Source organism: Bradyrhizobium sp. 22 (genome assembly GCF_000482425.1).
GTDB classification, from domain to species: Bacteria; Pseudomonadota; Alphaproteobacteria; order Rhizobiales; family Xanthobacteraceae; genus Bradyrhizobium; species Bradyrhizobium japonicum_B.
Genome location: NZ_KI519399.1, coordinates 1,297,113 through 1,321,972, shown reverse-complemented (window position 1 = coordinate 1,321,972; position 24,860 = coordinate 1,297,113). Strand labels below are relative to the sequence as shown.

General features: G+C 64.9%; 21 protein-coding genes and 1 pseudogene. 7 read left to right on the top strand and 15 right to left on the bottom strand.

Annotated elements, in window-relative coordinates; translation table 11 throughout:
• On the top strand, positions 1 to 890 hold an 890-nt coding region (locus tag K410_RS0107550; RefSeq protein ID WP_245269337.1), incomplete at its 5' end, for an IS110 family RNA-guided transposase.
• Between the two features lie 229 nt (positions 891 to 1,119).
• On the opposite strand, the gene K410_RS0107545 is transcribed toward K410_RS0107550, so the two are convergent.
• Positions 1,120 to 1,575 carry an Lrp/AsnC family transcriptional regulator gene (locus tag K410_RS0107545; protein WP_028134282.1) on the bottom strand — a complete coding sequence of 152 codons (456 nt, stop codon included), beginning with the start codon at positions 1,573 to 1,575 and terminating at the stop codon, positions 1,120 to 1,122.
• Between the two features lie 152 nt (positions 1,576 to 1,727).
• On the opposite strand from K410_RS0107545, the gene K410_RS0107540 reads away from it, so the two are divergent.
• Positions 1,728 to 5,159 carry an indolepyruvate ferredoxin oxidoreductase family protein gene (locus tag K410_RS0107540; protein ID WP_028134281.1) on the top strand — a complete coding sequence of 1,144 codons (3,432 nt, stop codon included), beginning with the start codon at positions 1,728 to 1,730 and terminating at the stop codon, positions 5,157 to 5,159.
• A 9-nt stretch (positions 5,160 to 5,168) separates the two neighbouring features.
• On the opposite strand, the gene K410_RS0107535 is transcribed toward K410_RS0107540, so the two are convergent.
• Positions 5,169 to 6,080, bottom strand: coding sequence for a LysR family transcriptional regulator (locus tag K410_RS0107535; RefSeq protein WP_028134280.1), 912 nt, complete (start codon positions 6,078 to 6,080; stop codon positions 5,169 to 5,171).
• 134 nt (positions 6,081 to 6,214) lie between these two features.
• Between K410_RS0107535 and K410_RS0107530 the strand changes: the two genes are divergently transcribed.
• The 3 genes and pseudogenes from K410_RS0107530 to K410_RS0107520 all read left to right on the top strand — a co-directional run bounded on the left by K410_RS0107530 (position 6,215) and on the right by K410_RS0107520 (position 9,471).
• Entirely contained in the window at positions 6,215 to 7,366 is a 1,152-nt protein-coding gene (locus K410_RS0107530; protein ID WP_028134279.1) for an HlyD family secretion protein, read from the top strand.
• A gap of 4 nt (positions 7,367 to 7,370) precedes the next feature.
• Positions 7,371 to 8,983, top strand: a pseudogene (locus K410_RS0107525) (MDR family MFS transporter).
• A gap of 26 nt (positions 8,984 to 9,009) precedes the next feature.
• Positions 9,010 to 9,471, top strand: a complete 462-nt coding sequence (locus K410_RS0107520) for a carboxymuconolactone decarboxylase family protein (protein ID WP_028134278.1) — start codon at positions 9,010 to 9,012, stop codon at positions 9,469 to 9,471.
• 83 nt (positions 9,472 to 9,554) lie between these two features.
• Here K410_RS0107520 and K410_RS0107515 read toward each other — a convergent pair whose 3' ends face one another.
• The 6 genes from K410_RS0107515 to K410_RS0107490 form a co-directional block, all read right to left on the bottom strand.
• Positions 9,555 to 10,415 carry a D-amino-acid transaminase gene (locus K410_RS0107515; protein WP_028134277.1) on the bottom strand — a complete coding sequence of 287 codons (861 nt, stop codon included), beginning with the start codon at positions 10,413 to 10,415 and terminating at the stop codon, positions 9,555 to 9,557.
• A 188-nt stretch (positions 10,416 to 10,603) separates the two neighbouring features.
• Positions 10,604 to 11,335, bottom strand: coding sequence for an amino acid ABC transporter ATP-binding protein (locus K410_RS0107510; RefSeq protein WP_028134276.1), 732 nt, complete (start codon positions 11,333 to 11,335; stop codon positions 10,604 to 10,606).
• A gap of 12 nt (positions 11,336 to 11,347) precedes the next feature.
• The gene (locus K410_RS0107505; RefSeq protein WP_028134275.1) at positions 11,348 to 12,040 is read right to left on the bottom strand and encodes an amino acid ABC transporter permease; all 693 of its coding nucleotides are present in this window, start codon (positions 12,038 to 12,040) and stop codon (positions 11,348 to 11,350) included.
• A gap of 2 nt (positions 12,041 to 12,042) precedes the next feature.
• On the bottom strand, positions 12,043 to 12,774 hold the full coding sequence (locus K410_RS0107500; RefSeq protein ID WP_028134274.1) for an amino acid ABC transporter permease: 732 nt from the start codon (positions 12,772 to 12,774) through the stop codon (positions 12,043 to 12,045).
• Between the two features lie 128 nt (positions 12,775 to 12,902).
• A complete protein-coding gene (locus K410_RS0107495; protein WP_028134273.1) occupies positions 12,903 to 13,814 on the bottom strand; it encodes an amino acid ABC transporter substrate-binding protein in 912 nt (303 codons plus the stop codon).
• 85 nt (positions 13,815 to 13,899) lie between these two features.
• Positions 13,900 to 15,297 carry a M20 family metallopeptidase gene (locus K410_RS0107490; protein WP_028134272.1) on the bottom strand — a complete coding sequence of 466 codons (1,398 nt, stop codon included), beginning with the start codon at positions 15,295 to 15,297 and terminating at the stop codon, positions 13,900 to 13,902.
• 304 nt (positions 15,298 to 15,601) lie between these two features.
• On the opposite strand from K410_RS0107490, the gene K410_RS0107485 reads away from it, so the two are divergent.
• A complete protein-coding gene (locus K410_RS0107485; RefSeq protein ID WP_028134271.1) occupies positions 15,602 to 16,981 on the top strand; it encodes an LLM class flavin-dependent oxidoreductase in 1,380 nt (459 codons plus the stop codon).
• A gap of 115 nt (positions 16,982 to 17,096) precedes the next feature.
• On the opposite strand, the gene K410_RS0107480 is transcribed toward K410_RS0107485, so the two are convergent.
• The 4 genes from K410_RS0107480 to K410_RS0107465 form a co-directional block, all read right to left on the bottom strand.
• On the bottom strand, positions 17,097 to 18,758 hold the full coding sequence (locus K410_RS0107480) for a thiamine pyrophosphate-binding protein (protein WP_028134270.1): 1,662 nt from the start codon (positions 18,756 to 18,758) through the stop codon (positions 17,097 to 17,099).
• Between the two features lie 301 nt (positions 18,759 to 19,059).
• Positions 19,060 to 19,563: a GFA family protein gene (locus K410_RS0107475; RefSeq protein ID WP_028134269.1), complete on the bottom strand. Its 504-nt coding sequence runs from the start codon at positions 19,561 to 19,563 to the stop codon at positions 19,060 to 19,062.
• A gap of 56 nt (positions 19,564 to 19,619) precedes the next feature.
• Positions 19,620 to 20,747: an alkene reductase gene (locus tag K410_RS0107470; protein WP_028134268.1), complete on the bottom strand. Its 1,128-nt coding sequence runs from the start codon at positions 20,745 to 20,747 to the stop codon at positions 19,620 to 19,622.
• Positions 20,748 to 20,865: 118 nt separating this feature from the next.
• Positions 20,866 to 22,362, bottom strand: coding sequence for an aldehyde dehydrogenase family protein (locus K410_RS0107465; protein WP_028134267.1), 1,497 nt, complete (start codon positions 22,360 to 22,362; stop codon positions 20,866 to 20,868).
• Between the two features lie 191 nt (positions 22,363 to 22,553).
• On the opposite strand from K410_RS0107465, the gene K410_RS0107460 reads away from it, so the two are divergent.
• Positions 22,554 to 23,399, top strand: coding sequence for an SDR family NAD(P)-dependent oxidoreductase (locus K410_RS0107460; RefSeq protein ID WP_028134266.1), 846 nt, complete (start codon positions 22,554 to 22,556; stop codon positions 23,397 to 23,399).
• 57 nt (positions 23,400 to 23,456) lie between these two features.
• Here K410_RS0107460 and K410_RS0107455 read toward each other — a convergent pair whose 3' ends face one another.
• The 3 genes from K410_RS0107455 to K410_RS0107445 all read right to left on the bottom strand — a co-directional run bounded on the left by K410_RS0107455 (position 23,457) and on the right by K410_RS0107445 (position 24,833).
• The gene (locus K410_RS0107455) at positions 23,457 to 23,663 is read right to left on the bottom strand and encodes a hypothetical protein (RefSeq protein ID WP_028134265.1); all 207 of its coding nucleotides are present in this window, start codon (positions 23,661 to 23,663) and stop codon (positions 23,457 to 23,459) included.
• Between the two features lie 159 nt (positions 23,664 to 23,822).
• On the bottom strand, positions 23,823 to 24,098 hold the full coding sequence (locus K410_RS0107450) for a YiaA/YiaB family inner membrane protein (protein WP_028134264.1): 276 nt from the start codon (positions 24,096 to 24,098) through the stop codon (positions 23,823 to 23,825).
• Positions 24,099 to 24,137: 39 nt separating this feature from the next.
• On the bottom strand, positions 24,138 to 24,833 hold the full coding sequence (locus K410_RS0107445) for a PspA/IM30 family protein (protein WP_028134263.1): 696 nt from the start codon (positions 24,831 to 24,833) through the stop codon (positions 24,138 to 24,140).
• Positions 24,834 to 24,860 lie beyond the last annotated feature (27 nt).

Here is a 24,860-nt window from a genome sequence, read left to right as displayed (position 1 = left end):
GGTTTCAGGCCGACAACACGCCGGATGGCCATAAAGTGTTGGTGGAATGGCTGCGGCAGCACAAGATCAAGCGGGTTGGGATCGAGGCGAGTGGCGGCTATGAGCAAGCTGTCGTCGCCGAACTGCGGCGGCAGCGGTTTGTGGTCGTCGTGTTTCAGCCGGCCCAGGTGCGCGCTTATGGCGTGTTCCAGCTGCAGCGAGCCAAGAATGACAAGATCGATGCCGCGCTGATTGCGGCCTGTACCGCCGCGGTCAAGAAGATCCACGCAGCTCCGGATCCCCGGTTGCAGCCCTTTGCCGAGCATCTGACGATGATCGACCAGATCACGGAGGACATTGCTCGGTTGAAGAACCGGATCGAGAGCTGCCGCAATATGCGGCTCCAGAAGCTGTGGAAGGAAGATATCGCCCGCCTGGCCAAGCGCGAGAGGGTCGAACTGAAGGCACTGGCCGCCGCAATCCGTGAGCATCGCGATCTTGCCAAGCGGCTCGCCTTGATCAACAGCATCGACGGTATTGGGCTGAAGACCGCCATGGTCATTCTGGTGCGGATGCCTGAGATCGGTCAGATCACGCGCGAACAAGCGGCCGCGCTGGCTGGCATTGCCCCTTACGACGACGACAGCGGCGATCGCTCCGGCGCTCGTCAGATCGCCGGCGGGCGTGACCGACTGCGACGTGCGCTCTTTGCTGCCGCGTTTCCCGCCTCATTCCGCTGGAATCCGCAGCTGATCGCGTTCTACGGAAGGCTGACCCGAGCCGGCAAGGAGCACAAACGCGCCTTGATCGCGTGTGCCAGAAAGCTGCTGATCTTCGCCAATACAGTCGTCGCTCGCGGCACGCCCTGGCAGAAAAAATTGCCTGAAGTCGCCGGCATACCAGCCACTTGATCGCGTTTCTTTGTTCGGCCGAAGCACCGTTTCTTCGTCCCGACCTGCCCTCACAAAGACGCCGCGCGCCGCGGCCGTCAAGGCTGGCCGTCGCGCCGGCCTCACCCCTGCCCCACTGCCGCCAGGCCACGCCTTGACGGCCGCAAGCACGGCGTCATGCTCACCGGCAAGCGGGCGCCGTTTAATGGTTGCTACGGCGCTTTGCCCACACAAAAGCGCCTCCCGTGTCTCAGAACGGCAGCGCGACGCTCGACTTGATCTCTTTCAACACGACGTTGCTGCGGACATAGCGGATGCCGGGGATGCGAAACATGAACTCGTCGAGGAAGCGATTGTAGGCCGCCATGTCCTGCACGACGACGCGCAGGTGGTAGTCGGCATCGCCCGTGGTCGCAAAGCACTCCAGCACTTCGCGGCGCCTCGTGACCCTGGCGACGAATTCGTCGACGAATTTCGCGTCGTGCCGTTCCAGCGAGACGTGGAGGATGGCCGACATCGCAAACCCTGCCTGCTCGCGCGCGACCAGGGCCGCATAACCCTGAATGACACCAGCCTCCTCCAGCGCACGCACCCGGCGCCAGCAGGCCGAGGTGGACATGCCGACCTCCTCCGCCAGTTGCTGGTTGGTGGCGCGGCCGTCCTTCTGGAGGTGGGCGAGAATCCGGGTGTCCTGGTCTTCAATCATGGGACCTCACAATCCAGTCAACCCTACCAAAATCCGGATCGATATGAAAAATTGTACCATAAATTAGCTTCCATGCGAATGAATAGGTAAGAACTACCAAGGCTCCGGGCATACCCTTCCACTATTCGGCAGGGTGCCGCGCGAGGTCTGCCATGGATGCCATTTCGTCACTCGACAGCTACGAGCTCTCCGACCGCTACGACCGCGACGAGGGCCGCGTCTTCCTTACGGGAACGCAGGCCATCGTCCGCATCGCGCTCGACCAGGCGAGGCGCGACCGTGCCGCGGGTCTCAACACCGCCGGCTTCATCTCCGGCTATCGCGGCTCGCCGCTCGGCGGCATCGATCTCGAACTCTGGCGCATCCAGGAACGCCTGAAGCGGGACCGCATCGAATTTCTGCCGGCCGTCAACGAGGACTTAGCTGCGACCGCGGTGCTCGGCTCGCAGCAGGTCGAGACGCAAGCCGACCGCGAGGTCGATGGCGTGTTCGGCCTCTGGTACGGCAAGGGCCCCGGCGTCGATCGTTCCGGCGACGCGCTCAAGCACGGCAACGCGTACGGCTCCTCGCCCCACGGCGGCGTGCTGGTCGTCGCCGGCGACGATCACGGCTGCGTCTCCTCCTCGATGCCGCACCAATCCGACGTCGCCTTCATGAGCTGGTTCATGCCGACGCTGCATCCGGCCAGCGTCGGCGAGTATCTCGCGTTCGGCGAATATGGTTACGCGCTGAGCCGCTTCTCCGGCATGTGGGTCGGCTTCAAGGCGATCTCGGAGATCGTGGAATCGGCGAGCTCCGTTGCACTTCCCCGGCCCCGCGCCTTCCGCACGCCGGACTTCACGCCGCCCCCAGGCGGCCTGCACTACCGCTGGCCCGACTTGCCGGGCCCGCAGATCGAGGAGCGGCTGGAGGCGAAGAAGCACGCGGTCTATGCCTTCGCCAAGGCCAATCCGATCGACCGTCACATCTACGACATTCCGGACGCCACCTACGGCATCGTCACGACCGGCAAGGCGCATCTCGATCTGATGGAGGCGCTGCGATTGATGGGCCTCGACGAAGCGGCTTGCCGCCGCATCGGAATTGACGTCTACAAGGTCGGCATGGTCTGGCCGCTGGCGCTGCACGACGCCATGGCCTTCGTGAAAGGCAAGCGCGAGATCCTCGTGGTCGAGGAGAAGCGCGGCATCATCGAGAGTCAGTTCAAGGAATATTTTTACGACTATCCCGGCAGCAAGCCCGAACGCATGGTCGGCAAGCACGATGAAACCGGGGCCAGGCTGATCTCCTGGATCGGGGAATTGTCGCCGCGCGCGTTCGCCGGCGTCCTAGCCCGCCGGCTCGATCCGATGTTTCCGGGCCTCAATCTCGCTGCCCGCGCAGCCGCGCTCCTGCCGGAGGCGGCACGCAGCATCAACGTCGCGGGCGCAACGCGCACGCCCTATTTCTGTTCGGGCTGCCCGCACAACATTTCGACGAAGGTACCCGAGGGATCGAAGGCGCTGGCCGGCATCGGCTGCCATTTCATGGCGAGCTGGATGGACCGGGAGACCTCGTCGCTGATCCAGATGGGCGGCGAAGGCGTGAACTGGGCGGCTTCGTCGCGATTCACCGGCCGCAAGCACGTCTTCCAGAACCTCGGCGAAGGCACCTATTACCATTCCGGCTCGATGGCGATCCGGCAGGCGATCGCGGCCGGGACCAACATCACCTACAAGATCCTGTTCAACGATGCCGTCGCGATGACCGGCGGCCAGCCGGTCGACGGGCCCGTCAGCGTCCATGCGATCGCGCACAGCGTTCGCGCCGAAGGCGTGAGGCGCATCGCGCTGGTGTCGGATGATCCCGCACAGTTTTCGCCCGCCGACCTGCCTGATGGCGTCACCATCCATCCGCGCGAGGTGATGGATGCGGTGCAGCGCGAGCTGCGCGACATCCCCGGCGTCTCGGTCCTGATCTACCAACAGACCTGCGCCACCGAGAAGCGGCGCCGGCGCAAGCGCGGGCAGATGGCCGACCCCAGGCGCTTCGCCTATATCAACGACCTCGTCTGCGAAGGTTGCGGCGACTGCTCGGTGGAATCCAACTGCCTCAGCGTCGAGCCGAAGGAGACGCCGTTCGGCCGCAAGCGTCAGATCAACCTGTCGGCCTGCAACAAGGATTTTTCCTGTCTCAACGGCTTCTGCCCGAGCTTCGTCACCGTCGAAGGCGCGACGCGCCGCAACAAGAGCGCAAGCCAGATCGACGCCGTCAGCCGGGCGGCCACGCTTGCCCTGCCCGTCGCTGCCTCGCTCGACCGCCCCTACGATTTGCTCGTGACCGGCGTCGGCGGCACCGGCGTGATCACGGTCGGCGCGCTGATCGGCATGGCCGCACACCTCGAACGCCGCGGCGTCTCGGTGCTGGACTTCACCGGCTTTGCGCAGAAGTTCGGGCCCGTGCTGAGCTATATTCGCCTCGCACCGGATCCCGAGGCCTTGCACCAGGTGCGCATCGACCAGGGCGCGGCCGATGCGCTGATCGGCTGCGATCTGGTCGTCAGCTCCTCGCCGAAGGCATCCGGCACCTACCGCCGCGGCACGCGGGCCGCGGTCAACACCGCGGAGATGCCGACCGGCGACGTGGTCCGCTTCCGCGACGCCGATCTCGCCTCCGCCGCCCGGCTGGGCGCGATCGGCCGGGTCATCGGCGAGCACAATCTCGCCACGATCAACGCCAACGCGCTGGCCGAACGGCTGCTCGGCGATGCCGTCTATGCCAACATCATCATGCTCGGCTTTGCCTGGCAGGGCGGGCTGGTCCCGATTTCGTTGCAGGCGCTGCTGCGCGCGATCGAGCTCAACGGCGTCGCGGTCGAGCGCAACAAGCAGGCCTTTGCCTGGGGCCGGATCGCGGCCTCCGATCCCGGCTTCCTGCCGAAAATGACCGAAGCGCCGGAGGTCGAGACGCTCGACCAGATCATCGACCGTCGCGCCGACTTTCTCACCGCCTATCAGGACAGCGCCTATGCGGCGCGCTACCGAACCACGATCGCGAGGGTTCGCAGCGCGGAGACTGCCCTGAACAGCGAGGCTCTGACCGAGGCCGTCGCACGCGCCCTGTTCAAGCTGATGGCCTACAAGGACGAGTACGAGGTGGCGCGCCTGCACATGCAGAGCGGCTTCCTCGACGAGCTGAAGCGCGAATTCGAGGACGGCTTCAGGGTCCGATATCACCTCGCCCCGCCATTCCTCCCCTCGGAGCGCGACGCGCGTGGACGTCCGCGCAAGCGCGCTTTCGGCCAGTGGATCCAGATGCCGCTCGCCATCCTCGCGCGTTTGAAGGGGCTGCGCGGCACGCCGTTCGATCCGTTCGGCCATACCCGGGAACGGCGCACCGAGCGCGACCTGATTGCGTGGTATGAAGCGCTGATCGAACGGATGCTCGGCGAGCTCGACGCGGCGCGGCTTCCCGATCTCGTCGCGATTGCCAAAGCGCCCCTGGATATCCGGGGTTATGGCCCGGTGCAAGAGGCCGCGATCGCTTCCGTGAAGGCGGAGGTCGAGTCCCTGTTGGCGCGGCCGACGGCGCGGCGAGCGGCCTGACCGCAGGCCTCACGAATACGGATTGATCAGCTTCTGCTGCTCGGCGCTGTGATGCACGATCAGGTCGATGAAGGTCCTGACCTTCGCCGAGAGATGATGACGGTGCGGATAGACTGCGTTCATGGACAGCTCGACCGTCCGATATTCCGGCAAGAGCCGCACGAGGCGGCCGGCTTCCAGATCGTCCTGAATGAGAAACCCGGCCATCAGGCAGACGGCCGCACCCTCCAGCGCGACCTTTCGCAGCGCTTCCCCGCTGTTGGTGACGAAGCTGCCCGAAATACGGACGGAGGCCGGCGTGCCCTTGCGATCAAGGAAGCGCCATTCATCGCCGAACGGATAGTTCAAATGCCGTCCGCAATTGTGCCCCGTGAGCTCGTCGAGCTTCTGCACCTTGCCATGCTTCTCGATGTAATCGTGGGAGCAACACAGCACGTGACGCCAGGTCGCAAGGCTCCGCACGATCAGGCTCGAATCCGGCGGCGGGGTCATACGCAAGGCGACGTCGTAGCCTTCCTCGATGAGATCGACATCGGCCTCGCCCATGCGCAGATCGACCTTGAGCTCCGGATAGGTCGAGAGCAGCTTCGCCACGACCGGCGCGACGAACGGCACCATATGGGTGGCAACGTGAATGCGCAGCGTGCCGCGAGGCACCGACTGCAATTCGCTCGCGATGTCGTCGGCCTGCTCGAGATCGGCGAGAATCTGGATGGTGCGAGCGTAATAGGCCTTGCCGATTTCGGTGAGGCTCACCTTCCGCGTGGTGCGGTTGAGCAGGCGGACGCCGAGCCGATCCTCCAGCGCCTGGACGTGATTGCTCACCATGGTCGTCGACATGTCGAGCCGGCGCCCAGCGGCCGAAAAGCCACCGTTTTCAACCACATGGACGAAGGCGGTCAGGCTGGTAAAGCGATCCACGGCCGAGATTATCCACTTCTACTGGACAATGCTTCCATCAATCCAGTGATTATCACAATCGCTGGGACAGCACATCTTACCGGTACCCACAGCGCACCATGTCGAAGGGGCGTCTGGAAAGTCCGAGGATGCCCATGTCGAACGCTTCTTATGTCGCTGGAAACAATGAAAAAATAGGCCTGCGCCCGTCCCGGCAGGCGATCAGGCGCGCAGCATTCGGTCTGGTGCTGGCGATCGGCGTCGCGGTAGCCGGCGACTTTGGCTACGACTACCTGAAAACAGGCCGCTACCTGGAATCCACCGACGACGCCTATGTGAAGGCGGACTCCACGATCATCGCGCCGAAGGTCTCCGGCTACATCGCGAAGGTGCTCGTCAGCGACAACGAGAGGGTCAGGGCGGGCCAGACGCTGGCGGAGATCGACGACCGCGACTTCAAGACGGCGCTCGAGCAGGCCAAAGCCGACGTCGCTGCCGCCGAAGCCTCGGTGCGCAACATCGATGCCCAGCTCGAACTGCAGCAGCCGATCATCGAGCAGAGCACGGCCGACGTCACTGCCGCCAACGCCAATCTCAAGTTCGCGCAGGAGGAGCGCGCCCGCTACGACGATCTGATGAAGTCGGGCTCCGGCACGATCCAGCGCGCGCAGCAGACCGACGCGGCGCTGCGCGCCAGCAGCGCGCAATTGCAGCACGCCAAGTCCGGCCTCGTCGCCGCGCAGCGCAAGGTCGATGTGCTCACCACCCAGCGCGCGCAGGCAACCGCCCAGCTCGAGCGCGCACGCGCGGCCGCGCAGCAGGCGGCGCTGAACCTGTCCTATACCGAGATCACCGCGCCGGTCGAAGGCACGGTCGGCGCCCGGAGCCTGCGGGTCGGCCAATACGTCCAGGCCGGCACGCAATTGATGGCAGTGGTGCCGCTCGATGCGGTCTACGTCGTTGCGAACTTCAAGGAGACTCAGCTCACGCATATGCGCCCCGGACAGCCGGTCGAGCTGCGCGTCGACAGCTTCCGCAACAAGACCCTGCGCGGCCACGTCGACAGCCTGTCGCCGGCGAGCGGGCTCGAATTCGCGCTGCTGCCGCCGGACAACGCGACCGGCAATTTCACCAAGATCGTGCAGCGCGTTCCCGTGAAGATCGTGCTTGACGACCACAGCCTCAGCGGCCTGCTGCGCCCCGGCATGTCGGCAGTGCCGACCGTCGATACGAAAGCCACGGTGCTTGCCGAGCGCGAGACTGAAAAGCGCCTTGCCGGCAACACCTCGCGCGCGAACGGCGGCTGAAGCCATGAGCACGCTGCAACCGACCGTCGACGTCGCCGCCCGCCTCCCCGCCGCTGCCGCTGCTCCCGCCGCGCCGGCGGTCTCCGCAAAAACCTGGATTGCGGTGATCGGGGCCACGCTCGGCGCGTTCATGGCGGTGCTGAACATCCAGATCGTCAACGCCTCGCTCGCCGACATCCAGGGCGCGATCGGCGCCGGCATCGACGACGGCGGCTGGATCTCGACATCCTATCTCGTCGCCGAGATCGTCGTGATCCCGCTCTCCGGCTGGCTCGCGCAGGTGTTCTCGATCCGCATCTATCTCCTCACCAATGCGATCCTGTTCCTGCTGCTGTCGGCCGCCTGCGCGCTGGCGCAGGACCTGTCCCAGATGATCGTGCTGCGCGCCGTGCAAGGGTTCACCGGCGGCGTGCTCATCCCGATGGCGTTCACGCTGATCATCACGTTGCTGCCGCGCGCAAAGCAGCCGGTGGGCCTGGCGTTGTTCGCGCTGTCGGCAACGTTCGCGCCTGCGATCGGCCCGACCATCGGCGGCTATCTCACCGAGAATTTCGGCTGGGAGTACATCTTCTACGTCAACCTCGTCCCCGGCGCGGTCATGGTCGGCATGCTCTGGTACGCGATCGAGCCCAAGCCGATGAGGCTCTCAGCCCTGCGCGAGGGCGACTGGGCCGGCATCGTCACCATGGCCATCGGCCTGTCGGCATTGCAGACCGTGCTGGAGGAAGGCAACAAGGACGACTGGTTCGGCTCGCCTTTCATCGTCAAGCTCTCGGTGATCGCGGCCGTTGCGCTGATCACCTTCCTGATCATCGAACTGACGGTGAGGAAGCCGCTGCTCAATCTGCGCCTGCTCCTACGCCGCAATTTCGGCTTCGGCATGCTCGCGAACTTTCTGCTGGGCATCGCCCTATACGGCTCTGTATTCATCCTGCCGCAATATCTGGCACGCATCCAGGGCTACAACGCCGAGCAGATCGGCATGGTGCTGGCCGGACCGGATTGCCGCAACTCGTGCTGATCCCGCTGGTGCCGCGCCTGATGCAGAAATTCGACGCGCGGATCATCATCGGCATCGGCTTCGTTCTGTTCGCGGCCTCCAACTTCATGAACATCCATATGACCAGCGACTACGCCGCCGATCAGCTCATGTGGCCCAACATCGTTCGCGCAGTCGGCCAGGCGCTGGTGATGGCGCCGCTGTCGGCCGTCGCGACCGCCGGCATCGAGCCGGAGAACGCGGGCTCGGCCTCCGGCCTGTTCAACATGATGCGCAATCTCGGCGGCGCCGTCGGCATCGCGCTGCTGCAAACCGTGCTGACCAAGCGCGAGCAGTATCATTCCAACGTGCTGATGCAGTCGGTCTCATTACTCGAGCAGGCCACCCGCACCCGGCTGGAGCAACTGACGCAGTATTTCGTCAATCACGGCATCCTCGACCGTGCCGACGCCGCACATCGCGCCTATGTCGCGATCGGCCGCGTCGTGCAGAAGCAGGCCTACATCTTCGCCTTCAGCGACACCTTCTATTTGCTCGGCATGGCGCTGATCGTTGCCCTCGTCGCCGTGTTCTTTCTGAAGAAGCCCGGCCAGGTCTCGGCCGGCGGAGCCCACTGACCCAACCAAAGAAAAGGAGAACGACCATGAAGCCCCGCATGAACTACTATCAGGCCGCGCCCGATACGATCAAAGCGCTGATGGCACTTGAGCAGCAGATTCAGTCGACGGGCCTGGAGAAATCGCTGATCGAGCTGGTCAAGATCCGGGCGTCGCAGATCAACGGCTGCGCCTTCTGCATCAACATGCACACCGAGGACGCCCGCAAGCGCGGCGAGACCGAGCAGCGCATCTACCTGCTCAACGCCTGGCACGAATCCCCGCTCTACTCCGACCGCGAGCGCGCCGCGCTGGCCTGGACGGAATCGGTAACGCTGATCTCGCAGACCCACGCGCCCGATGATGTCTACCAGCAGGTTCGCGCGCAGTTCTCCGAGGAAGAGACGGTGAACCTGACCATGCTGATCGGCGCCATCAATGCCTGGAACAGGATCGCGATCGCGTTCCGCGCCGTGCATCCGGTGAGGATGAAGGCGTCGGTGGCGTAGGCTGCCAGGAGAGGTCTCGGAGGGTGGGCAACGCGAAGGGCACGGCGCTTCGCGCCTTTGCCCACCCTAGAGCTGCGCGTGGCTCAGACCGCCGTGGCCTTGGCGAACTCCACGTAGATCTCGCGCAGGCGGGTGGCCATCGGGCCCGGCTTGCCGTCGCCGATCTTCTGGCCGTCGATCGCAACCACCGGCTGGACGAACAGCGACGCCGAGGTGGCAAAGGCCTCCTTGGCCGCGAGCGCCTCGGCGACCGTGAACGAACGCTCCTCGACGCGGAGCTGGCGTTCCTCGGCGAGCGCCACCACGGCCTTGCGGGTGCAGCCCGGCAGGATCGCGTTGGAATTCTTGCGGGTCACGATGACGTCGTCCTTGGTGAGGATGAACGCCGAGGACGAACCGCCCTCGGTGACGTAGCCGTCTTCCAGCATCCAGGCCTCGCCTGCGCCGGCCTCGGCCGCGGCCTGCTTCGCCAAGACCTGCGCCAGCAGCGCCACGCTCTTGATGTCGCGCCGCTCCCAGCGGATGTCTGGCACCGTGATGACGCTGATGCCGGTCTTGGCCGACGCGGCATTGATGATGTCCTTTTCCGAGGTGAACATCACCAGGCTCGATTTGACGTCGCCCTTGGGGAAGGCGAAGTCACGGCCCTTGTCGGCGCCGCGCGTCACCTGGAGATAGACGAGACCGTTCGCGAGCTTGTTGCGCGCGATCAGCTCCTTCTGCAGCTCCGTGATGCGCTCGATCGTCTCCGGCAGCTTCAGCTTGATCTCGCCGACCGACCGCTCCAGCCGCGCCAGATGCGAGGCGTTGTCCACCAGCTTGCCGTCGAGCACGGCCGAGACCTCGTAGATGCCGTCGGCGAACAGGAAGCCGCGATCGAGCACCGAGATCTTGGCTTCGGAAAGCGGGACGAATGAGCCATTGACGTAGGCGATCGGGTCCAAGGCAGGTCTCCTGGGGAGAAAGTGGAATTTGCTCGTCCCTATACGAGATTTGTTGGGGCCACGAAACCCTCAACCAGTCATTCCGGGGCGGCGCGCAGCGACGAGCCCGGAATCCATCTCACCCCGGTCATGCCGCCCGATGGATTCCGGGCTCGCGACTGCGTCGCGCTCCGGAACGACCGAGAAAGTTAATGCGACAGAATCTTCGACAAGAACTTCTGCGCGCGGTCGCTGCGGGGCTTGCCGAAGAAGTCCTCCTTCGCCGCGTCCTCGACGATCTCGCCGCGGTCCATGAAGATGACGCGGTTGGCCACCTTGCGGGCAAAGCCCATCTCGTGGGTGACGACCATCATGGTCATGCCTTCGCGGGCGAGATCGACCATGACGTCGAGCACCTCGCTGACCATTTCCGGATCGAGCGCCGAGGTCGGCTCGTCGAACAGCATGACGATTGGGTCCATCGCAAGCGCACGGGCGATCGCGACGCGCTGCTGCTGGCCGCCGGAGAGCTGCGCCGGAAATTTCTGCGCCTGCTCCTTGAGGCCGACACGCTCCAGCAGCTGCATGCCCTTGGTGACCGATTTGTCATGCGGCCGCCCGAGCACCTTCTCCTGCGCGAGGCAGAGATTGTCGATGATCTTCAGGTGCGGAAACAGCTCGAAGTGCTGGAACACCATGCCGACGCGCGAGCGCAGCTTCGGCAGGTCGGTCTTGGGATCGTTGACCTTGGTGCCGTCGACCAGGATGTCGCCGCTCTGGAACGGCTCCAGCGCATTGACGCATTTGATCAGCGTCGACTTGCCCGAGCCCGAGGGGCCGCAGACCACCACGACCTCGCCCTTGGTGACGCTGGTCGTACAATCGGTCAGCACCTGGAAGCTCGGCGTGTACCATTTGTTGACGTGGCTGATTTCGATCATGAGCGTCTAGCCCTAGCGAATGATGGCGATGCGCGCCTGCAGGCGGCGGACGCCGTAGGACGCGATACAGGAAATGGTGAAGTAGACCACGGCTGCGAACAGGTACATTTCGACGAGGCGCCCGTCGCGCTGCGCGACCTTGCTCGCGGCTCCCAGGAAATCCGTGATCGAGAGAACGTAGACCAGCGACGTGTCCTGAAACAGCACGATGGTCTGCGTGATCAGGACCGGCAGCATGTTGCGGAACGCCTGCGGCAGCACGACGTAGCGCATGGTCTGGGCATAGGTCAGCCCCAGCGCACTGGCGGCGGCCGGCTGGCCGCGCGAGATCGACTGGATGCCGGCGCGCATGATCTCCGAGAAATACGCCGCCTCGAACATGATGAAGGTGATGAGCGAGGACGCGAAGGCACCGACGCTGATCGGTCGTGCAGCACCGGTCACCCACTGCCCGATATAGGGCACCAGGAAGTAGAACCAGAAGATCACCAGCACCAGCGGCAGCGAGCGCATGAAGTCGACATAGATCCCGGCGGCCCGGCCGAGGATCTTGAAGCCCGAGAGCCGCATCATGGCGAGGGCCGTGCCGAAGATGAGACCACCGAGCGCTGCGAGGCCCGTCAGCGTCAGCGTGAACGTCATGCCCTCGAAGAACAGATAGGGCAGCGCGCGGCGGATGACGTCGAAATCGAGATTGCCGAACATCGCTATTTCCCCGTGATGTAGCCGGGGATCGCGACCCAGCGCTCGAGGAAGCGCATCGCGGTCACGACAACGGCGTTGACGAGGAGATACAGGATGGTCGCGGCGGTGAAGGCTTCGAACACCTGGAACGAGAATTCCTGCATCGAGCGCGCCTGTCCGGTCAGCTCGAGCAGGCCGATGGTAATCGCGACCGCCGTGTTCTTGATGGTGTTGAGGAATTCAGAGGTCAGCGGCGGCAGGATGATGCGGAACGCCATCGGCAGCAGCACGTAGCGATAGCCCTGTGCGGTGGTCAGGCCCAGCGCCGTTGCGGCCATCTTCTGCCCGCGCGGCAGCGAGCTGATGCCGGCCTGCAGTTGCACGGCAACGCGCGCCGACATGAAGAAACCGACGCCGATCGCCGCCGTCCAGAACGGCGCGTTGGGCAGCTGCTTCAGCCAGGTGCCGGCGGCTTTCGGCAGCAGCTCCGGCAGCACGAAGTACCACAGGAAGAGCTGCACCAGCAGCGGCATGTTGCGGAAGAACTCGACATAGGCGAAGCCGAACCAGTTCGCTCCCTTCGACGGCAGCGTGCGCATCACGCCGACGAGCGAGCCGGTGATCAGCGCGATGACCCAGGCCAGCGCCGCGGTCTTGAGGGTCAGCACCAGGCCCGACAAGAGCATATCGAGATAGGTGCCGGTCCCCATCGGGTTCGGCTGGAAGAAGATTCCCCAGTTCCAGTTGTAGTTCACGTGTCCCCCGCGCGAACGCGCCAGCTATGGATGTCTTGAGAGAAAGTCCTGGCGCCTATGCAAATGTCCGGCCACTCCAGTGTCAAGAGTGGCCGGACATGATCCCGATCGAAAGATCGAGGTTTTGCTTACTTGTAGTCGTCCGGATTCGGCGAGTCCGTCGGCTTGGCGAACTCGTTCTTCAGCTCGGCCGAGATCGGGGTGTTGAGGTTCAGGCCCTTCGGCGGGATCTTCTGCGTGAACCACTTGTCGTAGATCTTCTGGGCTTCGCCCGACGTATAGAGCGCGGCGGTTGCCGCATCGACCACCTTCTTGAAGGCGGGATCGTCCCTGCGCAGCATGATGCCATAGGGCTCGGGCTTGGAGAAGGCGTCCTTGGAGATCTCATAGTCGCCCGGCGACTTCGAACCGGCGACGAGGCTCGCCAGCAAGATGTCGTCCATGACGAAGGCGACCGCGCGGTCGGTCTCGACCATCAGGAAGGCCTCGGCGTGGTCCTTGGCGGGGATGATGTTGGCGCCGAGGCCCTTGGCGACATTGGCCTCGGTGAGCTGCTTGATGTTGGTGGTGCCGGCGGTCGAGACCACCGTCTTGCCCTTGAGATCGTCGATCGACTTCAGGCCGCTGGACTTCTTGAAGACGTAGCGGCTGGCGGTCAGGTAGTGGGTGTTGGTGAAGGCGACCTGCTTCTGGCGCTCGGCGTTGTTGGTGGTCGAGCCGCATTCGAGGTCGATGGTGCCGTTGGCCATCAGCGGAATGCGGGTCGCCGAGGTCACCGGGTTGAGCTTGACCTCGAGCTTGTCGAGCTTGAGCTCCTTCTTCACGGCGTCGACGATCTTGTAGCAGATGTCCATCGCGAAGCCGACGGGCTTCTGGTTGTCGTCGAGATAGGAGAACGGGATCGAGGAGTCGCGGAAGCCCAGCGTGATGGCGCCGGTGTCCTTGATGTTCTTCAGCGTGCCGGTCAGCTCCTGGGCGCCGGCCTGGCTGACGACGAAGGTCGCGGCGAGCGCGAGCCCGATGCTACGGAAATGTTTCACTTTTTTGTCCCCTTTCAGGATGATGCGGCCGGATGCAAGCACAAATCGGCCGGGATTAGAATGTGACTTTTGGCTGGATCGAGACTTAGTTTAGCGGGCGAGTTAACGGTCCTGGCAATTGGCCGAGATCCCAGAACAGCCCGGCCATCACCGTCAAGGCCTCTTCGGTCAGAGGCAGCAGAATGTGCTCATTGGGCGCATGCTGGGAGCAGCCGGGATAGGAGTGCGGCACCCAGATCGTCGGCAGGCCGAGGATTTCGGAGAACACGTCATTGGGAAGCGAGCCGCCGAAATTCGGCAGCACGGCCGGCGCCTTGCCGGTGGTCTCCTGCACCGAATCCGCCGCCCATTTGATCCAGGGACTGTCGAAGTTTGTGCGCGATGCAGCAAAACTCTGGGCCGCCCGCACCTCGACCATCGGAAAACCCTTTGCGACTAGATGCGCCCGGATGACCTCGACCAGGCCCTCGATCCTGGTCCCGACCACGAAACGCAGTTGCAGCACGGCATTGGCATGGCCCGGAATGGCGTTGGCCGGCTTCTCGATATTGCCCGACGACATCGCCAGCACTTCCAGCGTATTCCAGGCGTAGAGCCGCTCGGCGGCCGAAAGACCCTCCTCGCCCCAGTTTTCCGCAAGTGCGGGCTCGTCCGCGCTCGGCACCACCTGCACATCGGCCAGATAGGAGCGGATCTGGTTGGTGAGCCGCGGCGGCTTCAGCGCTTCAAGCTGGAGCCGGCCGTGGCCGTCGACCAGCGTCGAGATCGCGTTGACCAGAATGGTCGCGGGATTGGCCAGAACGCCGCCCCAATTGCCGGAATGATGGCCGCCGTCGCGCAGGTTCACATCCAGATGAATGCGAATGCCGCCGCGGCAACCGAGGAACAGGGTCGGACGGTCGGCGGACAGGCGCGGCCCGTCGGAGGCCATGAACAGATCCGCCTTGAGCGCGTCGCGATTGAGGTTGCAGACCTTGCCGAGATCGGGCGAGCCGATCTCCTCGCCCATCTCCACGATGAACTTGGCGTTGAAGCCGAGCTTGCCGCCGCGGGCATCGCGCACGGCGCGGAGCGCCGCCATGTTGATGCTGTGCTGACCCTTGTTGTCGGCGGTGCCGCGACCGTAGAGCCGCACGCCCGCAACCGTAGTGCGCCATGGATCGCGCCCGTCGCGCCACTCGCCTTCCATGCCGTCGACGACGTCGCCATGGCCGTAGATCAGCACGGTCGGCGCGGAGGCACTCTCGTGATGCTCGGCGAGCAGGAACGGCGCCTTGCCGCTGGGGGACTCGACGATACGGCTGGTGAAATCCAGCGCGGCGAAGGCCGGCTGCATCTCCTGCTCCAGATAGGCGCGCAGCTCGGGGCCGCGCGAGGTGTTCTGGCTCTCGGTCTTGAAGGAGACGCGGCGGTCGAGCTCGGCGAGGAATGCGCCGGATCGAAAATCCTCACGGGCGCGGGCGATGGCGTCGGCTCTGGTCATGACTTGCTTTTCGGGACTTCAGGACGAAGGACCTTACCCGATACGGGTTGGCCTCCGAAAGTGGCAGGGAGTTGGATCGATCTTGTACTTCGCTTGCAGTTCTCTTGTACTTCCAGTTCGCTTGTACTTCTCTTGGGATTTCGTCCTTGCTTGCTTGAGATTGGCTTGCCAGGCGCCAGCAGCGCCACCGATTTTGGCCTTGCCAAGCGCAAGCGATATGCAAGAACTTCGCCAAGTCAGGCGTCAAGTTCGGGCGCACCTCTATCATTCGAAGAGCGCTCAGTACAGTGCGCCGGGAGCCAGCATGGCCAAGCAGATCAGACTCAACGCCTTTGCGATGAATTGCGTCGCTCATCAATCACCCGGCCTATGGACCCATCCGCGCGACCGCACCGCCGACTACAACCGCCTGCCCTACTGGATCGATCTGGCCAGGACGCTGGAGCGCGGCCGTTTCGACGGGCTTTTCCTGGCCGACGTGCTCGGGGTCTACGACGTCTATGGCAACAGCCCCGACGCGGCCTTGCGCAACGCGGCACAGACGCCGTCGAACGAGCCGCTGCTGCTGCTCTCGGCGATGGCCGCGGTGACGCAGAATCTCGGCTTCGGCGTCACCAGCAATCTGTCCTTCGAGCCGCCCTATCCGTTCGCACGGCGGATGTCGACGCTCGATCATCTCACCGAGGGGCGGATCGGCTGGAACGTCGTCACCGGCTATCTCGACAGCGCCGCGCGCGGCGCCGGCAAGGACAAGCAGACCGGGCACGACGACCGCTACGCCATCGCCGACGAATATATGGAGGTCGTCTACAAGCTCTGGGAAGGCAGCTGGGAGGACGACGCCGTGCTGCGCGACCGGGCGCGAGGCATCTTCACCGATCCCAGCAAGGTTCACCGCATCAATCACGAGAGTGCGAACTATCGCATCAACAACACCATCCATCTCAGCGAGCCGTCGCCGCAGCGCACGCCGGTGCTGTACCAGGCCGGCACCTCGCCGCGCGGCCGGCAGTTCGCGGCGAGGCACGCCGAATGCGTGTTCATGTCGGGACCGTCGGCCAAGATCATTGCGCCGCGCGTGTCGGCGATCCGCCAGGAGGCCGCCGCGCTGGGCCGCGACCCGGCGGAGATCCTGATGTTCAGCATGATGACCATCATCCTCGGCAACACCGAGGCGGAAGCGGCGGCGAAATATGCCGACTACCGCTCGCACATCAATCCGGAAGGCGCGCTGGCGCTGATGTCGGGATGGACCGGGATCGATTTCTCCGGCTACGAGCTCGACCAGCAGGTGCGTCACGTCCAGAACGATGCCGGTCGCAGCGCACTCGACAACGTCACGCGCGGCGACCCTGACCGCGTCTGGACCGTGCGCGACGTCATCGAGCATGTCGGCATCGGCGGCGCCGGCCCGGTCGTGGTCGGCACGCCCGAAAGCGTCGCCGACAAGATCGAGGACTGGTTCGAGAAGACCGACGTCGACGGCCTCAACGTGGCCTTCGCGATCTCGCCCGGCGATTTCGAGGACATCGCCGACATGCTGGTGCCGGAGCTGACCAAGCGCGGGCGCTACAAGAGCGAGTATGCCAAGGGCACGCTGCGGGAGAAGCTGTTCGGCGCCGGACGTGCAAGGCTCGACGCGCCGCATCCGGCAGCGGGGTATCGGGTGGGGAAGACGGGGTAGCTGCCTCCTCCTCGTCATTGCGAGCGCAGCGAAGCAATCCAGAATCCCTCCGCGGACACAGCCTGGATTGCTTCGTCGCAAGCGCTCCTCGCAATGACGGCGGACGGAGCCCGCCCTACACTTTCCCGTCCACCATCACCTCGATCAGCTTGGTGCCCGGTCGATTGAACGCCGAGGCCAGCGTCGCCTTCAGCTCGCGGGGATCGCTGACCTTGATCGCCTCGCAGCCGAGCGCGCGTGCGACGCCGGCGAAGTCCACCGGCGGATCGACAAAGTCCATCCCGACATAATTGTCGTCGCCGTGGAAGGCGAGCAGGCGCTGCTTGATGATGCGGTAGCCGCCATTGTTGGCGATGACGACGTTGAGCGGCAGCTTGTGATGCGCCGCCGTCCACAGCGACTGGATCGAATACATCGCGCTGCCATCGCCCGAGAAGCAGACGACGGGGCGATCCGGATTGGCAATGCTGGCGCCGACCGAGGCCGGCAGGCCCCAGCCGATGCCGCCGGAGGCAAGACCGTGATAGCCATAGCGGTCGCGGTGCGGGCGCAGCGCCGTGACGTGGCGGCTGGAGGTGAGACCTTCGTCGACCAGGATCGCATTCTCCGGCATGGCCTCGACCATCTGCAGCACCAGGAAGTCCGGATCGATGGGGCTGCGGCCCGCGCTCTTGCCGATCTGCTCGACCAGCGCGGCGCGGCGTGCGGTCCAGTTGTTCGGCGCGAGCTCGGCAAGGCGCTGCTTGGCCCGGCTCGCGAGCGCGGCGCCGCCCATCTCCTTCAACACCGGGATCAGCGCGCGCAGGGTTTCCTTCAGATCGGCCTTCAGCGCGATCTCGGCGCCGTAATTCTTGGCGATCTCCCAGTCGACGAGGCCGACCTGCACGATACCGAGTCCATCGGGCAGCGCATCGACCTCGCTATAGACCGACATCCGCAGGGGATCGCCGCCGAGCGCAATCAGGAGGTCGTATGGCGTCAGCGTGTCGCGCGCGACCTTCTGCACGCGCGCCAGCGTGCCGACGAAGCTCGGGCTCTCCGAGAGGAAGTGCGATCCATACGGCGTCGAAGACTGGTAAGCGGCGGCGCCGAGCAGCTCGGCGAGCTCGGCCGCCTCCTTCAGCGCGTCGCTCTTGACCACCTCGTCCATGGTGACGATGACGGGGCGCTCGGCCTTGAGAAGCCGCGCGGCAAAGGCCTTCAGCGCTTCGTCCGAGGGCTTCACGCGCGCGTCGATGCGGGTGGAGCGGCCGAGGTCGATGCCGGCCTCGCTGTTCAGAATGTCGCCGGGCAGCGAGATGAACACCGGCCCGGTCGGCGGCGTGGTCGCGATCTTGGCCGCGCGCCGGACGATGCGCGGCAGATCCTCCAGCCGCGTCACCTCGACCGCCCATTTCACCAGCGGCTCGGCCATGCGAACCAGCGGGCCGTACAGCACCGGCTCCATCAGGCCATGGCCCTGCTCCTGCTGGCCCGCGGTCAGGATCATCGGCGTGTCCGTGAACTGGGCGTTGTAGAGCGAGCCCATGGCATTGCCGAGACCGGGCGCAACGTGGACGTTGCAGGCGACGAGCTGGCCGGAGGCGCGGCTGTAGCCGTCGGCGATCGCGACCACCAGGCTCTCCTGCATCGCCATCACATAGGTGAGATCAGGATGGTCTTTCAGCGCATGCATGATCGGCAGTTCGGTGGTGCCGGGATTGCCGAACAGATGCGTGATGCCCTCGTCCTTGAGCAGCGCAAGAAAGGCGGAGCGACCGGTGATCTTGTTCTTCATGTTTCCTCCAGGAGCGGACGTGGCCGCAACGATGAAGACATGATGACCGAAGTATCGGGAGGCGCGCAAGGAAGCGCGGAAGGAAGCGCGGTCATGGCTGCGTTGCGCCTGACGGCCTCGTGTCCCGGACGCGTCGCAGCGCCATAGCGCGTCGAAGACGCGCGTGAACGCGCTTACGGCGTTGCGACGCAGAGCCGGGACCCAGTCGCGCCGAACCCGCTGATACATGGGTCCCGGCTCTGCGCAGCAGCGTTTCACGCTGCAGCGCGTCCGGGACACGAGCGCGGAGCCAGCGGCGCAGCTACATCTCCTCCCGTCCAAGCTCGAACGGGTCCTCGCCGCCGGCGCGCTTCTTCTTTTTCGAGCGCTGCCAGACCACGCCCGGAAAGCCTTTCAGCGGCACCAGCGGCTCGCCGGTATAGGCCCATTCCTGCAGCTCCTCGATCGCGATGTGATAGAGCGGTTGGCGGCCGGTACGCTCTCGAAACAGCGCGCGGGGGATGTTGACCATGTGCGGCCCGCGCGGACGTTCATAGGCGATCGGGGTGCCGCAATGCGAGCAGAAGCTGCGGGTGGTCCGGGTGGCCTTGTCCTCGTAACGCGTGAGCGCGGTCTTGCCCGAGGTGATACGAAAGCGCTTCTTCCAGCTGCCGACATAGGTCGCATAGGCCGCGCCATGGGCACGGCGGCTGGCGGCGGAGTGATCGTGCCAGGCCCAGCGTGCGGGGACGTCGATCTCGAAGCTGACCTTGCCGCAGAGACACTGGCCGGTGGCTATCCCTGCGGCGGCTGCGGCTTTGGCCATTGTCTTTCTCCGTCGTCATTGTGGTGCAGACGGAGCGACACGATAACTCCGTAGCGTCACGCCGGCGTCATCTCGTCATACACCGGATAATCCGTATAGCCCTTCTCCTCGCCGCCGTAGAAGGTCGCGCGGTTGTAGGGCGTGATCGGGTAGCCGTGCTGCAGTCGACGCGGCAAATCGGGATTCGAGATGAAGATGCGGCCGAAGGCGATGATGTCGGCGTGGCCGTCGGCGATCGCCGCGTTGGCGGTCTCGCCGGTGAAGCCGCCGGCGGTCATCAACACGCCGCTGTAGAGCGGCCGGAACAGCACCATCGCCGACGGCACGTTCTCCCAATGGACGTCCGCACGGCCGGCGCCGCTGGAGCGCGGCTCGATGAGATGCAGATAGGCGAGACCGAGCTTGTCCAGCGCCTTCACGACGTAGGTGTAGAGCGGCATCGGATCCGGCTCGCCGGAATCATTGGCGATGCCGTAAGGCGAAAGCCGGACGGCGACGCGGTTCGCGCCAAAGACATCGATCGCGGCCTGCGTGACTTCGAGCAGCAGCCGCGCGCGGTTCTCGATCGAACCGCCATATTGATCGGTGCGCTGGTTGCTGCGCGACTGCAGGAATTGCTCGAGCAGATAGCCGTTGGCGCCGTGGATCTCGACGCCGTCGAAGCCGGCCGCGAGCGCGTTCTTGGCGCCCTGCCGGAAGGCCTCGACGATACCCTTGACCTCCTCGGTCTCCAGCGCGCGGGGCGTCTCGTAGTCGGCGATCTTGCCGTCGGCGGTCATCGCCTTCATGCCCTCGGCCTTGATCGGAATTGCCGAGGCCGAAACCGGCAGCGCACCGCCATGAAAGGAGGAATGCGAGACGCGGCCGACGTGCCAGAGCTGGAGGAAGATGATGCCGCCCTTGGCGTGCACGGCATCCGTCACCTTGCGCCAGCCGGCGATCTGCGCATCGGAATAGATGCCCGGCGTCGCCGGATTGCCGCGTCCGTGCGAGAGCACCGGCGAGGCCTCGGCGATGAGCAGGCCGCCTTGCGTCGCACGCTGGCCGTAATATTCGGCGTTGAGCGGCCGCGGCGAAAAGCTCTCGCGCTCGGCCCGCATGCGCGTCAACGGCGCCATTGCAACGCGATGCGCAAGCTTGTACGGACCGACCTGCAACGGTTTGAACAACGCCGGAAATTTCATGCTGGCCCCGATTTTCTTTGGAAGGATGCTGATCATATAGCGCGGGGCGGCCACCGGAAAGTCGCCGCCCCACAAGAAGCAGATATTCCCCCTCGCGGAACGCGACGAGGGACAGGCCTTACGCCGTCTTGATCCAGACGGCCTTCACGTTGAGATATTCCTCGACATGCTGCTTGCCGGACTCGCGGCCGTAGCCGCTCATCTTGTAGCCGCCGAACGGCACGGCCGGGTCCATCGCCTGATAGCAGTTCACCCACACCGAACCGGCGCGCAGCGATTTTGCGACCGCATGCGCCTTGCTGACGTCGCGCGTCCACAGGCCGGAGCCGAGGCCGAACGTGGTGTTGTTGGCGCGCTTGACCAACTCGTCCATATCCTTGAACGCGATCGCGGAGATGACCGGGCCAAAGATCTCCTCCTGCGCGATGCGCATGTTGTCCTGGACGCCCGCGAACACCGTCGGCGAGACGAAGAAGCCCTTCGACAGCGCACCCTCGGTGACCCGGCCGCCGCCGGCGAGCGCCTTGGCACCTTCCTTCTGGCCGATGTCGAGATAGCCGGTGACGCGTTCCAGCTGCTGCTCGGAGACCAGCGGGCCGATCTGCACGTTGGGATCGAGACCGTTGCCGACCTGCAGCTTCTTGCCGAACTCGGCGACGCGGCCGACGAACTCCTCGTAGATCGACTGCTCGACGAACAGGCGCGTGCCGGCGCTGCAGATCTGCCCCGAATTGGCAAACACCGCCATCGCCGCGCCAGGCACGGCGGCGTCGAGATCGGCATCGGCGAACACGATGTCCGGTGACTTGCCGCCAAGCTCGAGCGAGACCCGCTTGAGGTTGCCGGCGGAGGCGCGGATGATCGACTGTCCCGTGACGTGCGAGCCGGTGAAGGCGACCTTGTCGACGTCGTGGTGCGAGGCGAGCGCGGCGCCCGCGGTCTCGCCATAGCCGGGTACGACGTTGACGACGCCGGGCGGAATGCCCGCCTCCATTGCCAGCTCGGCGATGCGCAGCGAGGTCAGCGGCGCCTCTTCGGCGGGCTTGAGCACCACGGTGCAGCCGGTCGCGATCGCAGGACCGATCTTCCAGATCGTCGCGGTGAGCGGCCCGTTCCAGGGAATGATGGCACCGACGACGCCGATCGGCTCCTTCAGCGTGTAGGAGAAGATTTCGCCAGGCAGCGAGTTCTCGATGGTCTCGCCGTGGATCGCGGTGGTCTGGCCGGCATAGTAACGCAGCATGCCGACGGCGCGCAGGCGATAGGCGCGGGTGCGGCTGAGCGGCGCGCCCATGTCGAGCGTGTCGAGCTGCGACAATTCGTCGAAATTCTTCTCGACGAGGTCGGCAAGCCTCAGGAGCAGGTTCTGCCGCTCGAACGGCTTGACCTTGCTCCAGGGCCCCTCGAAGGCGCGGCGTGCGGCGGCAACCGCACGATCGATGTCGTCCTTGTCGCCCTCGGCGACGGTTGCGAGCAGCTCGCCCGTTGCAGGATTGCGGGTCTCGAAGCGCTTGCCCGAGGCTGCATCGACCCACTTCCCGTCGATCAGCATCTGCTTGTAGGACCCATTCGCGAACGGATGGCGCGTGATCGGAATAGCCTGCGATACAGCCATGGCTGCACTCCCTGTCAGGTGATTGATTGGGTCGATCTGGGCGGGATCGTTCGTCGGATAAGGTACAGCCGGGCCGTAGAGGCGTAAAGACGGCATGGAGCGAAGACCTCCCATGCCGACTTGTGCAGGGTCGAACGGATCGCGTGCTATAACGCGACCGAGCGCACCTTTAGCTTCGCCGGAGTTCAGCCATGTCGCATCCCGCCATCGTCAAAGACAACGTTGCCGTCATCACCGGTGGCGCAGCCGGAATCGGTCTTGCCGCCGCCGCGGCGTTTGCGCGCACCGGCATGAAGGTGTGCATCGCCGATGTCGATCAGGGACGCCTGGTCGAGGCCGCAACAAAACTGTCATCCATCGCCGGTGCCGCGAACGTGATGACGGCCGTGGTCGACGTCAGCAAGACGGAAAGCCTGACGGAACTCGAGCGCGCCGTGCGCGAGCGGTTCGGCGGCACCGACGTCCTCATGAACAATGCCGGCATCCAGCCGGGCAGCACGCTGTTCGGCGAGCCCGATCATTGGCAGCGCATCATCGCCGTCAACATGTGGGGCATCATCAATGGTTCGCGCATCTTCGCACCCAACATGATCGCGCGCGGCAGGTCGGGCCTCATCATCAACACCGGTTCCAAGCAGGGCATCACCACGCCGCCGGGCGATCCCGCCTACAATGTCTCCAAGGCCGGCGTGAAAGCGTTCACCGAGGCGCTCCAGCATGAGCTGCGCAACACCAAGGATTGTCGCATCACGGCACACCTGCTGATCCCGGGCTTCGTGTTCACCGGTCTCACCGCGAAGGGACGCACCGAAAAGCCGGACGGCGCCTGGACGCCGGAGCAGACGGTCGATTTCATGCTGACGCGGCTGGAGGCCGGCGATTTCTACATCCTGTGCCCGGACAACGACGTGCCGCGCGCACTCGATGAGAAGCGCATGCTGTGGGCCGCCGGCGACATCGTCGCGAACCGACCGCCGCTGTCGCGCTGGCATCCGGACTACGCGGATGCGTTCAAGAAGTTCGTGGAGGGGGAGTAGGCTTGCACCGCCCTATCACTCCCTCGCCCCGTTCTTACGGGGAGAGGTGAAGATGCCCTACAACGTCTCTTGCTGATGGCCGCAATTCTTGCAGGCGAACTTGACGCGGCTCTGGCCCTTTTCCGCTTGCACCCGGTTCGGGGCACCGCACTTGCCGCACACAGCCTCGATGCGGGTCGTGCCCTGCTTGACGACGATGGACTTCTTTTCCATCGATTCGCGGATCAGGCGCTCGGCCTCCTCGCGCAGCGATTGTTTCGACAAAGCTCGTCTCCGCCTCTGAACGCGCGAGAGCCATATCGCACCTGCAGCCGAAGCACAATGCGCGATGCGGACTGCAACCATGGTTGCGGACGCGAGAGCCGCGGCGCGTATTACTCCGCGGCTCTCCTGCTTGTCTCCCGGATCGGCTCAAGGCGCTCTTCATGCGGCCTTGGACACCTCCATCAAGAGCCGCTCGGCCTTCGCGTCCTCGATGCGATTGACCAGCCGGTTGCTCTCGTGATTGTCGCGCACGGTCTTGGTCAGGGTGATGCAGGTCTGGACCAGCATGACGATGCCCATGGTGAGATAGCCCTTCATCCAGACGTCGACCGGCAGAAAGAACACGCCGATGGCGACGAGGAAGGCGGAAGCTGCGAAGGACGCGTACGTGAAGCTCACCCAGGCGCTGCTGTGGGGCTGGCCGTTCTGGTTCATGATGGTCTCCTGTGAGGACGAATGATGAAGGGGTTGCGATCAGGCCGACGCCGGGCGCTTGGACTTCAGCCGCGCCAGCACGTCGTCTGCGGTCGTCTTCAGCCGCGGGCCAAAGCCCTGCTCGGCCAATCTTTCGGCGACGGCGATGGGACCGGTGGCCGCATCGAGCTCGACCAGCGCATCGTCGGCCGCCTGAGCTTCCATTTGCCGATCGCGCAGGCGCCGCAAGGTGCTCTCCGCTTCCGGCAGCGTGGATTCGTACGGACGCGCGGCCTCGATGCCGCTGCGGCGTAACGAGCGGACCGCTTCCGAGGCACGGGCAACGCGGCGGCCGCGATCAAGCTCGGTGATGCGGGCCTGCGCGTTGACGACGTGCCGCTTCAGCCGCGCGATCTCGGTCGCGAACAGCGCGCGGGCCGTCATCGCGGCATCGCGGTCCGCCTCCAGGCCCGCGATGGCTTCGGCGGCGTCCCTGGCGAGGTCGTCACGGCCACCGTCGAGCGCCGCGACCGCGCGGGTCTCGAGGTCGGCAATGCGGCCGAGGGTCGCCTCGAGCTTGCGGCCTTCCTGCTGGTCCTGCGCGATCGCCAGCGCCAGCGTCCGCTTGCTGCGCTCGACGGCGGCAGCCGCATCGCGCATCTGCTGGTCGAGAATGAGCAGGGCCGTCCGGTCTTCCAGCTCTTCGCCCGCAGCGGCCACGCTGCCGCGGAACAGTGTCACTACAGTCTTGAACATCTTCAGCTCCCTGTTATGAGCGTTGCT

What these genes read in the sequence shown, in the direction of transcription:
- K410_RS0107485 (WP_028134271.1), top strand. Translation starts at nt 15,602, where the DNA reads ATGGCCAAGCAGATCAGACTCAACGCCTTTGCGATGAATTGCGTCGCT.
- K410_RS0107490 (WP_028134272.1), bottom strand. Translation starts at nt 15,297, where the DNA reads ATGACCAGAGCCGACGCCATCGCCCGCGCCCGTGAGGATTTTCGATCC.
- K410_RS0107460 (WP_028134266.1), top strand. Translation starts at nt 22,554, where the DNA reads ATGTCGCATCCCGCCATCGTCAAAGACAACGTTGCCGTCATCACCGGT.
- K410_RS0107480 (WP_028134270.1), bottom strand. Translation starts at nt 18,758, where the DNA reads ATGAAGAACAAGATCACCGGTCGCTCCGCCTTTCTTGCGCTGCTCAAG.
- K410_RS0107465 (WP_028134267.1), bottom strand. Translation starts at nt 22,362, where the DNA reads ATGGCTGTATCGCAGGCTATTCCGATCACGCGCCATCCGTTCGCGAAT.
- K410_RS0107520 (WP_028134278.1), top strand. Translation starts at nt 9,010, where the DNA reads ATGAAGCCCCGCATGAACTACTATCAGGCCGCGCCCGATACGATCAAA.
- K410_RS0107475 (WP_028134269.1), bottom strand. Translation starts at nt 19,563, where the DNA reads ATGGCCAAAGCCGCAGCCGCCGCAGGGATAGCCACCGGCCAGTGTCTC.
- K410_RS0107470 (WP_028134268.1), bottom strand. Translation starts at nt 20,747, where the DNA reads ATGAAATTTCCGGCGTTGTTCAAACCGTTGCAGGTCGGTCCGTACAAG.
- K410_RS0107445 (WP_028134263.1), bottom strand. Translation starts at nt 24,833, where the DNA reads ATGTTCAAGACTGTAGTGACACTGTTCCGCGGCAGCGTGGCCGCTGCG.
- K410_RS0107530 (WP_028134279.1), top strand. Translation starts at nt 6,215, where the DNA reads ATGTCGAACGCTTCTTATGTCGCTGGAAACAATGAAAAAATAGGCCTG.
- K410_RS0107540 (WP_028134281.1), top strand. Translation starts at nt 1,728, where the DNA reads ATGGATGCCATTTCGTCACTCGACAGCTACGAGCTCTCCGACCGCTAC.
- K410_RS0107450 (WP_028134264.1), bottom strand. Translation starts at nt 24,098, where the DNA reads ATGAACCAGAACGGCCAGCCCCACAGCAGCGCCTGGGTGAGCTTCACG.
- K410_RS0107545 (WP_028134282.1), bottom strand. Translation starts at nt 1,575, where the DNA reads ATGATTGAAGACCAGGACACCCGGATTCTCGCCCACCTCCAGAAGGAC.
- K410_RS0107510 (WP_028134276.1), bottom strand. Translation starts at nt 11,335, where the DNA reads ATGATCGAAATCAGCCACGTCAACAAATGGTACACGCCGAGCTTCCAG.
- K410_RS0107505 (WP_028134275.1), bottom strand. Translation starts at nt 12,040, where the DNA reads ATGTTCGGCAATCTCGATTTCGACGTCATCCGCCGCGCGCTGCCCTAT.